Here is an 11,224-nt window from a genome sequence, read left to right on the forward strand (position 1 = left end):
CAATGATATTACTCCATAAAGTGTATTTTTTCCTTAAAATCTCCGTATCCATAATCTATTAAATAGACTTCGCAATTGGTGTATGTCCGATTACGAATGTTTGATACGGCTAAGGTACTACTCACATCATTCGTCAGTGAAGAACAGGGACAGAAGATAGACGGTATAGGTGAATGGATGAAGGATAATAACTCAAGCATCCAAATCATTGCTTTCAGCGATAATCTTACAGACAAGAAAGCAGACCAGGAATTGCGCAGCCGCCGTTCGGAAGCCATCCGGAAAAGATTGATAGAAAAACATCATATCGCGCCCGAACGAATCACCGAATCGACTCCGGAAGCGATGGGATACGAAAACAAAACGGGATGCAATGCCATGATTGTATACATTCCCGAAACTAAATAATAATAACCATTCACACACACTAATTACATGACGATTGCTGTTGATTTTGATGGTACCATCGTAGAACACCGCTATCCGAAGATCGGAGAAGAAATTCCATTCGCCACAGAGACTCTGAAAATGCTGGCAAAAGAACGTCACAAACTGATTTTATGGACTGTACGCGAAGGTGAGTTACTTGAAGAAGCCATTGAATGGTGCCGGCAGCGGGGAGTCTACTTCTATGCCGTCAATAAAGACTATCCGGAAGAAGAAAAGAATCATCACGGATTCTCCCGCAAACTGAAAGCAGACCTTTTTATTGATGACCGAAACCTGGGAGGTTTGCCTGACTGGGGAACCATCTACCAGATGATCCATGAACAAAAACCATACGAACCCGTTCTATCTGACAGACAGAAATCGGCCGGTGATTCAAACTGGATAGGGAAACTGCTCGGCAAACGTAACAAATAAAAGGAAAGGAGCAACGATGAATAATCATGTAGTAATTATGGCCGGTGGCATAGGAAGTCGCTTCTGGCCAATGAGTACACCGGAATATCCCAAACAATTCATAGACATACTGGGATGTGGGAAGACGCTGCTACAATTGACAGCCGAAAGATTCGGTAATGTTTGTCCATTGGAAAGCATGTGGGTGGTCACATCTGAAAGATATACAGACATTGTTCGGGAACAATTGCCGGGTATACCGGAAAGCAATATACTGGCAGAGCCTTGCCCCAGAAACACGGCTCCTTGCGTTGCCTATGCTTGCTGGAAAATAAAAAAGAAATATCCGGATGCCAACATAGTGGTCACTCCTTCTGACCAAGTGGTTATTGACACCACTGAATTTCGCAGAGTAATTGACAAAGCACTCTCGTTTACAGACAAAAGCAGTGCCATCATTACACTCGGAATAAAACCCGGACATCCGGAAACCGGATATGGGTATATTGCCGCAGGCGAACCTATAACAAGGGACAAAGAAATATTCCATGTAGAGTCTTTCAGGGAGAAACCCAATAGGGAGACAGCCGAAAAATATCTGGCAGCAGGTAATTATTTCTGGAATGCAGGGATTTTCGTATGGAATGTGAGAACAATCACAGCTGTTATGCGGGTCTATGCACCGGGCATAGCGCAAATCTTCGACCGGATATATCCCGACTTCTATACGGAACGTGAAGAAGAGACCGTAAAAAAACTATTTCCCACTGCCGAAAGTATTTCGATAGATTATGCGGTGATGGAAAAAGCAGAAGAGATTTATGTGTTACCCGCAAAGTTCGGATGGTCAGATTTAGGAACGTGGGGAGCACTACAGAGTCTGTTGCCCAAAGACCAAGAAGGAAATGCCAAAGTAGGACCGGATATCCGGATGTATGAAAGTCGGAACTGTATAATACATACCTCACAAGAGAAACGAGTAGTCATACAAGGCCTGAATGACTATATCGTGGCTGAAAAAGACAATATACTGCTTATATGCCAATTATCCGAAGAGCAACGAATCAAAGACTTTTCAAAAGAATAAATGTTGATCCCTTTCAATATTTATAAATCCCGGTTTTAATACCGGGTGTAGGGGCGTCCCGATGCGAATCGTGACTGCTTTTATTTGTTTTGTTTGTGTGTGTTCCTCCGGCCAGGCGTGGTCGGAGGAACATTTTTTTAGGGTAGCCGTTCCCGGTTATTCAATTTCAATATAAAGAAATACAGAAGAATGGGGAGCACTGGAAGCGCTATTAATGCCAAGTAAGTCATGTTTCCGGTTTCAAGATCGAAAAAGATCACCTGTGGAGAAAGCGCTTCTACCATAAAGAAAAAAAAGACAGCAAACTCCATGACCAAAGTGATCATCAACAATACAATAAAAGTATGGTATCTTTCTACATAGAGATTAAAAGTTGGAGAAATATACCGCATTACCACCAAACCGGAAATTGCCAGAAACAGACAAAGATCAATACAGAAAAAAAGTCCCCACTGTCCGGAAGCATAATCACAATTGGACAACTCCCATACATTTGTATCATTTATTCCGGGTTGGATCTGTTTGAATGGGATCCGGAAAAGATAAAACGGATTGGAAACAAGAGAGATAACAGAACTGGTATCTATGGAACCATCACTGTAAATGATTTTGGATGCCAGCCCCAAGGAGTCGAAATCCGCAAAATAAACCGTGTCGACAAAACATTGCAGTCCGGCTATAAAACCTGAATTCCGGATGACCGCATTACGCGAGAAAGTTAAAGATAAATCGAGTTTCTCGTAAACATGGGTGGTATCTACCCGGAAACTGTCAATGACAAGACTCAATGATTTGACGAACTGAGTTAACGCACGTTTCTCTTTAAAATCAAACTCCGGAAGATAAACATTCAGGCCACTGGGTTTGTGAACACTATACAGACGATGGATCATTCCGGACGGATAGCCGAAAACGGTATAGATAAAACGACGGCATGCTGCCGGATTAGAAAGGAAACGATTGGTGGAAAGCGCATCACCGCAATAGGCTACAAGATCATAGTTAATACGATCGTAAGGATAGAAATCCATCACATTCGGAGAGTCCCAATTATTCGTCAGTTCGGGCATTCCTGTCACAGGATTAATAATATAGCCCGGATATCCCAAACGGCTGATCTTTCGGGTATGCACAACCGGTTGGCTTAAATAGACATCAGTCATCCAATAAGGAACCATGACATAGGACAAAGAGGCACGCTGAAGAGCAGAAGTGAGAGAATCGACCTCGGACTGAAACTGTCGCGTTACACGAGTCGTATAGGTCAGACGTTGTTTCAACGTATCCGGACGATTATCAAAGTAGCAATAGAAGTTCTTCACATTGTAATAATCGTAATATTCAGCTTCTTTCAGCCACTCTCCTACCGGATGGGCTTCATCATATATCTCCGGTTCTGTACTCAATTCCATCAGTGTCGTATCAGAAGTATAGATAAGTTCATCCAGCTTTTTCTCTGTTTCATAAGGCACATCAGAAACAAGGGTATTCATAAAACCTTTGGCAATAATGTATTTCTTCAACAGTTCATTTTCAGAAAGTTTGAACTGTTCTTCTATTTTATATGGATAAACAACATAGCCATAAACTCCCGGAGTAAGAATCAGACTATAAATATTGCTCAGCTGATCGATATCCTTAAAGAAATGGGTATTTTCGGGAACAGGAGAAGGAATCAGTCCTTTCCAGCCCCCGGCAAGTCTCATATCCCGTTTCTCAGTTGGAATCAACGGCCACTTCTGACGTCCATGAGTTAAAACTTCTAAGCGAATTCGGTTCCATCCCTGAGGAGTCTGATAATGGTAAGGACGAAACTTCTGATAGGCATTTGTGAAGCTGTTCTGTGCAGAAAGCGACAGATATCCTAAAAACATTACACCGAAGACTAACAAGAACTTTTTCATAAGTATATCAATTTATATATTCAGTTTGCACCTTCTTTAGCCTGCTCCTGACGCACAGCGGCAAGCAACATGGATTCATCGATGACTTGGGTATGGTTCGTAATCAACTGCAAAGCGCAACGACGAATGATATTGGTCATAGCACCTCCCGAAAATGGGTAAGTTGATAGTTTATCTATCAACTCTTCACGATCCCGGGGAGTCCAGACTATAGGCAACATTTTATCCCATAATGTCTTACGAATATATTCATCCGGCATCGGAAAATAAATGGCAGACTGAAACCTCCGGGAAAAAGCTTCGTCAATATTCGAACGCAGATTAGTGGCAAGTATCACCGTACCGGGAAAATCTTCAATACGTTGTAGCAAATAGGCAACCTCCTGATTGGCATGCCGATCATTGGAAGTCTGCGTAGAGGTCCTTTTACCAAACAAAGCATCTGCTTCATCAAAAAACAAGATCCAATTGCGATTTTCTGCCAAATCAAATACACGAGCGAGATTCTTTTCAGTCTCGCCAATATACTTCGAAACAATCATAGACAAGTCTACCCGGTAAACATCCATTTGATTACGTTTACCAAGCAACGTTGCTGCCAGTGTTTTCCCGGTTCCGGGAGGACCATAAAACAAAGAACGGTAACCGGGCTTCAGAATACGTTTCAGCCCCCACTTCTCCATTACCGTATGATGACTGGTAATCCAGGTATTAATCTCCTCCAGTTGTCCGGCAACCTGATAATCTACAACCAAATCATCCCAGGAAAGCGGAGTCACGATTCGTTTTGCCGGAAAACCGATACTGTAATCCGGCTTATATTCTTTACCATAAAGCACCCTACTGAGCAATTCATCCGATGCACGAAGCTGCCCGCTTAAGAAAGGTTCTCCATCACCGGAACCCTCCAACCGTAAGACATTATGAGTATAAAACCAATGGTCACGTTCAAACAGACGAATCACTGATTGCCGTTTTTCCATATCCTCGCCGATCAACATGAAAGCAGCGGTCTCTCCTGTAGGAAGAAAGCCCCCATGCGAAACACCTTTCCAACCGCCAAACTCAGTATATGGACGATCAAAATTTTTATTGTTCACAAAGAAAATGTCCAAAGCCTGAGGATAACAATGAGGCATCAAAGCAAGCATTATGACCACTTTCTCTTCAAAAGTGATCTGTGATGAAGATATGCCTGTTATTTCCTCCCACCATGAATTAACAGGAGGTTGTACTTCAAACAGAGAGGTCACTTCACACTCCTGCCTGAAGTACAAACGAATACTCACATCGAGCACCTGCTGAAACCAATCAATCAGTTCTTTCATAAGATCCACTTTTTATTGTGCCGCTTTCGCTCCCAACACATCCGCTTCATGCTCCAACCCGGCATCATCATTTACAGCTATTCCTCCTATTTCGGTCGTTGGTTGTACACGTCCTTCCGCCTGTTGAATCACATGAGCCAGTTCATGACCCAACAATTGCTGTCCGCAAGAAGTATCCGGTCTGAATTGTCCGGGGGCAAAATGTATATCCGTTCCCTGGGTATAAGCTAATGCACCGACTTCAGGGGCTTTTGATGACTCAGGGTGCACGCGGACAGAAGAGAAATCCATCCCAAACGACTCCTCCACATTCTGTTTCACACCATCCGGAATTCCAGTTCGGTTCTCAGCCTTTCTTTGCACAGACTGTTCAAACTTTCCTTGTAACAATTCATCATCATCGTCTTCACGCTGTGCAACAAACCTACCTTGCAATAACTCGTCATCATCGTCTCCCATCCTCTGGACGACTTCAGTCATCTTTGCTTGCGTGGTTGCCAATTCCCGATTATCAATCATTGAAACAGCAGACAGCCCTTTCTTAGATTGCTGTACCCTTATAGGTGCAGCCTCTGTATTCACTTTTTCCGCATTCATTCGTTTGTCCTCCAATCTACCATTAAAAGCAAATCCATCCACGGAGCTCGCAGCATAACATAGCTCCATGGTAAACTGTCAAGAAGTACATCGTAGGCTTTGCGTTCTACGCTCAATGTCCAACGGTCATCCTTCATACTCAAAGAGCCTTTACGTATTAAAAAAGCTTCTCGCAAAGCTCTAATGGATATATTCTTTATTTTACTCCACATAGATTTAACATTTTCCAAGAGGCTTTCAGCTAACTCTTTTTCCTTTTCAGTCAACACAACTTTAGAAGGTAAAGGAGCTTCAACATTCATCCCTACTAAAACCTTATTCAACAGCAAATCTCCTTCGCGCCACTCTTTTTCCTCACCATGTACAATATACTGCAATAAGAAGATAGCATGATTTTGTAACTCTTCATTTTTAAATTGCCTGCGATCATCCGACAGATACTCAGCCATCATAAAAAGACGAGGAAAAAAAGGAGCCAAAAGAACAATACCTGCATTCGGGATTTCAAAATTACTTGTTTTCATAATCATTACATTCTTATTTAATTGGTTAATATAGTTAATTATCTCTGTAATATTTTTATAAGCTTTCAGATGTACTTTATCCAATACTCCCATTACTCCGGGAGGAACAGCTTGCCGAATACGTCCCATAAGAAAGCGAATGATTTCTTCTTCGGACCAGGCTATAAAAGGTTTTGCTGTTAACTCTACCATCCAAACAGACAAATATTCGGCTATCGACTGTAAAAAATAGAATTCAGTGCAGTGAGTACGCAGGACCGCATAAACAGATAAAAACTCCTGATAAATAGTCAGTAACCTCATATCTCCGATTCTTCGGAGCCAAAGTCTTTGCAAAGAAGCCTTCCGATTTATCAGGCTCAATATAAACGACGAATTCAGTCGCCCGGTTTTCCAGAGAGAACGAAACAATTCATTCTGTTCGTCCAATAAATAAATAAGCCATTTCTCACAATAGATTTCTTTTCTGGCATCTCGAAGAGACGCTGATTCTCCAAAAAGGTGACACAACCAGGATTCCAATTCTCTCCGATCCAACCGCCTCACCACCTCTGGAATTGCCAAAGGGAGCAGATGTTCTTTATAAAGTTCTTCCAGAACCTCACTTAATCCATTATTTACAACAAAATCCGATATTTCTTTTAGTTCACGAAAAAAATAGCCTAGTAGTTCAGAAATATTCTGATTATAATGAGCTGCCAACCGCAACAACACGGAGTAGACGAAACTTTTTCGCTGAAAAAAACTTTCCTCACCAGGAAGTATACAGGCAAAAATAAACTCCCACTTCAATGTACGGAAATCACTTCCTGCTTTTCCTTCAAGAAGCCCATGTATATGCCCTCTATCAAGCAATCGGGCATAAGCCCGGATAAATTCATATCTTCCCGGTAATACACGTGCCACAACCTCTTCTATTTGGTTTTCAGAGAATGGTTCCAAAAAATGGCGGCAAAGAAGTGGAGTTGCCCAAATTGTGATTATACTTTCCCGAGAGAGTTTCTCCCAGGAAAAACCTTCAACCGCTTGAGGGACCAGCTCCTGTTTCAACTCCAATAATACCGGAAGTAGCTGCACAGACAGAAAAGTTCCCTGTAAGCCTTCGTCCTCAGTTAGCAACAAGATCAAACTACCGACGGATAAATTATAATGTGCAGCCAGTTGCTGTAAGACAGAAAGGACAAACACCTTACGACTGAAAACAGAGGCAGGGAGTCGAACCAATACCGAAAAAATAAACTCCCATTTCAGTATGCGAAATTCATCTCCGGCCTTACCGGAAAAAGTACCGGTATTCTTACGTCTGCCAAGGGTCTGAGCATAAAAAATAACAAACTCTTTTTCCTCCGGAATAATCACTCCGACCAGTATATGAATTTCTTCTTCGCACAGAGAACTCAGCAATTCACGGGTTAGTTTCCTGTCTGAGAAAATCTGCTTCAACCGATTGGCAGACAAAATAACGAATGCTTCTTCCTCTCCCGCCAGATGCCTCAGACAAGCCCTAATTTCCCTAAACATGATCGTATAGAAAGTACCGTCCAATGCACGTAATCCCGCTTGTACATTAGTTCTGATCTCTTTCAGGATACTCCACAATTCGGGTAATTGTACCACTTTATTTTCTAACTCCCTGATGCCTTCGGTCAGGAGCAACGTCATTTCCGCAAAAGAGAAGTTGAAGTGGGCAGCTATCCCATGAAGCGTATGTACCAACAATTGTTTTCGGTCAAATCGACCTCTGCTTTCTGAAAGCAGATAAGCAAGCACCAGCGTCCAAACTACATTCCTATAGTCATATTGTCCGATATCTGCACGTTTTATCAAAGTATAGGCTCGCAACTGGATACGAACATAAAGATTAATAAACTTGCTCTCGGAAGGTCTGACTGTTTGCACGATATTTTCCAACTCTTCATCAGTGAACTGAAATACCATTCGACGATACAGGAAATCATAATGACCATATGTTTCCAAAAACTCACGGAAAGAATAGGCGTCTTTACGAAGAACAAGCGACAAAAGATAACTGATATCCATCAAACGCTGTTCGACAAAAGAAGGAAAGTATCCGTGCAAAAGAAAAAAACTGAGTAATTCCAACGCTGTATGGGGCAACGTCTCTTTCCGGATGCCCTGATCCGGAAATGAAGTATCCTCACTTAGCCACTTCCGGCAATATTCATGCAAGGCAATACGTAACTGTTCCGCAAACCGGTCATCAAACTCTTCTTCTTTCAAAAGATCCAAATCGAGCGACAAACGCTCTATGATAATGACTTTATCTTCTCGGTCATAGTGACACATGACTTCCTCCCACACTTCTTCGAAATCTTTTTCATAAGAGTAGTCCCAACGTGCATTCAGCCTTTGTGCAAAAAGCTCGTTATCTGCCAGAAAGTCAAATTTCACCGAGTCAATTGAAATCATTCGTCAGCCATTTTTTTAGTTTATCAGTCAATATCTCTATTTTCCAATCTCTGGAAGTGGAAAGTGCATATTTCCACAACCGGAAATCAGTTCTGAAATCCACAGCCTTTTCCTTTTCCAGCCAATAAATACAGACTTGGATATGGGCAGGTATACGTGAAAGAACCAGTTGCTCGCAGTTATGCCTGAACTCTTCATCCCGTATCCAACGCTCACCCGCGGTCCATACCACTGAAATCCGGAAAGGAGAACTGTCTGCTCTCTTCTCCAAGCGTGATTTCAATAGAGGATGTTCCACTACAAATATTTCAGCTTCATACCTTTCAAGATGGAGCAGACAATCTATATATTTCTCTAATCCGGAACGATTTTCCGGAGAAAATTTTTGCAAATTGAACGCACGGTTCCTATCCCGCCCCCATTCGGGAAGAAAACTCAAAAAATTAATCCGCCGTTTTCGCCGTTCTTCGTCTGTTTCATATTTCCTCAGAAAAGTAGGATTACTGTCTTCTCCATACAAACGATCGAGAATATCCATCCATGCCTCTTTTTTATCATTCAGATCGGTCTCATCAGGCCGCATCCAAAAGGGAAGGGATTCTAATTCATTCAGAACAGAAATAAACTGTCCGTCAAAAAGAGCAAGATACTCTTTGAAACTTCCTTGCTCAACAGCACCATAAATTTCCGGAAGATCCTGACGAACTGAACAATGCGTGAAGATATTCCTGTAGGTTCCTTCGGGGCTGTCGTCCAATATAGCCTTGTACATAGTCTGGTTTTGTGTTCCATAGGTAGCCGCACGCATAGAAGCAATCACCCTCTGCACCACTTCCGGTTGCACCGTTGCACATTTTCCATTCTTTTTTAATACAACTCCTTCTTCTGCTCCACTAAAAGGAGACACCGAATAAGCCTGTAAAGGACTTTTTCTATGAATGAATTCTTTCAACATCCGTCCATCCTCCATAAAGTAAAGGGAAGTAACCCGATGTATCCCGGGCATTGCTTTTATCCGTTGATAGAGGTCAAGGATATCATACACTATTCTTCCGGTACACATGGAAGACTCGTCAATCACCATTCGTCGTTGTACGGGACCTTCCAGAATTTCATCAATAGTCATGCCTTTGTCCAATAATTCGTCTACCCGGCAGAAACGCACACCTCCACCAAAAAATTCACGGACTTCAAAATACAAACGTGCCATCATATAACTGGCATCTTCCGTTTCGTCTATCTCAATTTCGGCATAGAGTTGCAAAGGTTCATAAGTGAGGAAGCTCACTTCGCCTACATTTTCACAGAGATTGCGATGGGCATGAAACAACCTGTATACTTCCTTCATTATTTCATGCTTCCGTTCCACATGTACTTCAGGACCTACATCCAATACAAAGTCATAAATGCCGGATTCGTGATGAACCACCACTTGTACATCCGACAATCCCTCAATCCCTGCAATGAATAATTTCCGGTAATCGGTAACCGTAACAGGATTTACCGGAAAGACTTCAGAAGGAGGGAAAAGAGCATGCTCTCCGGGAGAAAAACATTGCCCTTCGGCTGTCAGATAATCCTGTAGGTCAAAACCCAAACGATAATCTGTCTCCAACAAAGCATAATTCAGTACATCCAGCACCGTTACTCCAGGATCGTGTTCGTTATAATCCGTCCACAACTCTCCTGCCAACTCCTGAACTTTTGCCAGCGCTTTCTCCTGGAGTTGCGTATAAAGATCCTGTCCCTCCCTTTTCCGTTGTATGGTAACGTGCTCTTCCATTTACTCTTTTGTTACAAAATCCATATCAAGCATTGAACTGACACGATAGTGAAGCCAGACATCTTCTCCGTAGTTGGAACTCGTCCGAACCTGCAACCCACATATCCTTCCTTCTCCTCGTCGCCACCGAAATTGTATTTTGTTGAAACGAGTCCCAAACCAGGAACGACGATTCCAAATACGAGGATGCTGTCCGAAGCAATTCATCGCAGTTACATCCGCTATAGCATATTTACCTTTCCATTTTAGTCCGCAAGCTGCCACAATATGGTAAGCCAGACAACCATATTCCATTCCACCCATATCATGCCATAATCCGTTAGCTGGTACTTTTCCCTGCATATAGCCTCCCACAAAACTATCCGCTTGAATCGAACCATTCACCTGCAACCTCACCTTGCCGTTATCTCCCATCCTAATTGTTCCGTCGGCACACAAAGTCAGCAAGGCCTTTTCATCCTCTCCCCGATGAATATGCAATTCCTCCTCTTTACCAAGAGATATGGTCCAAGCCGGAGCCCCATCCAATATATTCCGGCGTATCTCCATAACAGCTCCCTCATCGTTCAGTGGTGAAAGGAGCATCCCCCTCTCTGCCGATTTATTGAATCCATCATCCACAACGTTCAGCATAGAATCAATCAGATCAACAAATTGTGTATGATCCGGTTTCTTACCTTTACCGAAATACTCTTTCAAAGTCTTACGATTCGTTTTTGCCATATTCG

Annotated in this window: 8 protein-coding genes and 1 pseudogene; 3 read left to right on the forward strand and 6 right to left on the reverse strand. The window is 42.5% G+C overall.

The features are described from left to right. Positions 1–123: 123 nt before the first annotated feature. The 3 genes and pseudogenes from FDF36_RS04260 to FDF36_RS04270 all read left to right on the forward strand — a co-directional run. Positions 124–408: pseudogene (locus FDF36_RS04260) on the forward strand (OmpA family protein); the annotation flags it as partial. Between the two features lie 27 nt (positions 409–435). Beyond that, on the forward strand, positions 436–864 hold the full coding sequence (locus tag FDF36_RS04265; protein WP_005820748.1) for a BT0820 family HAD-type phosphatase: 429 nt from the start codon (positions 436–438) through the stop codon (positions 862–864). 16 nt (positions 865–880) lie between these two features. Beyond that, positions 881–1,930, forward strand: a complete 1,050-nt coding sequence (locus FDF36_RS04270; protein ID WP_220390474.1) for a mannose-1-phosphate guanylyltransferase — start codon at positions 881–883, stop codon at positions 1,928–1,930. A 137-nt stretch (positions 1,931–2,067) separates the two neighbouring features. Here FDF36_RS04270 and FDF36_RS04275 read toward each other — a convergent pair whose 3' ends face one another. Genes FDF36_RS04275 through FDF36_RS04300 form a run of 6 tightly spaced genes read right to left on the reverse strand, consistent with a single transcriptional unit; the run spans position 2,068 to position 11,219 of the window. Continuing rightward, positions 2,068–3,834 carry a hypothetical protein gene (locus FDF36_RS04275; protein WP_220390475.1) on the reverse strand — a complete coding sequence of 589 codons (1,767 nt, stop codon included), beginning with the start codon at positions 3,832–3,834 and terminating at the stop codon, positions 2,068–2,070. Positions 3,835–3,854: 20 nt separating this feature from the next. Further along, positions 3,855–5,162 (reverse strand): ATP-binding protein, encoded by a 1,308-nt coding sequence (locus tag FDF36_RS04280; protein ID WP_220390476.1) that lies wholly within the window; start codon positions 5,160–5,162, stop codon positions 3,855–3,857. 12 nt (positions 5,163–5,174) lie between these two features. Then, on the reverse strand, positions 5,175–5,759 hold the full coding sequence (locus FDF36_RS04285) for an eCIS core domain-containing protein (protein ID WP_220390477.1): 585 nt from the start codon (positions 5,757–5,759) through the stop codon (positions 5,175–5,177). Beyond that, on the reverse strand, positions 5,756–8,713 hold the full coding sequence (locus FDF36_RS04290; protein ID WP_220390478.1) for a contractile injection system tape measure protein: 2,958 nt from the start codon (positions 8,711–8,713) through the stop codon (positions 5,756–5,758). The genes FDF36_RS04285 and FDF36_RS04290 overlap by 4 nt, the downstream gene beginning before the upstream one ends. Beyond that, complete coding sequence (locus FDF36_RS04295; protein ID WP_220390479.1) at positions 8,700–10,496, reverse strand: hypothetical protein; 1,797 nt, start codon at positions 10,494–10,496, stop codon at positions 8,700–8,702. Before FDF36_RS04295 ends, FDF36_RS04290 begins: the two co-directional genes overlap by 14 nt. Then, positions 10,497–11,219 carry a hypothetical protein gene (locus FDF36_RS04300; protein ID WP_220390480.1) on the reverse strand — a complete coding sequence of 241 codons (723 nt, stop codon included), beginning with the start codon at positions 11,217–11,219 and terminating at the stop codon, positions 10,497–10,499. Positions 11,220–11,224 lie beyond the last annotated feature (5 nt).

This window comes from Bacteroides fragilis, assembly GCF_019583405.1.
Classification (GTDB): domain Bacteria; phylum Bacteroidota; class Bacteroidia; order Bacteroidales; family Bacteroidaceae; genus Bacteroides; species Bacteroides fragilis_B.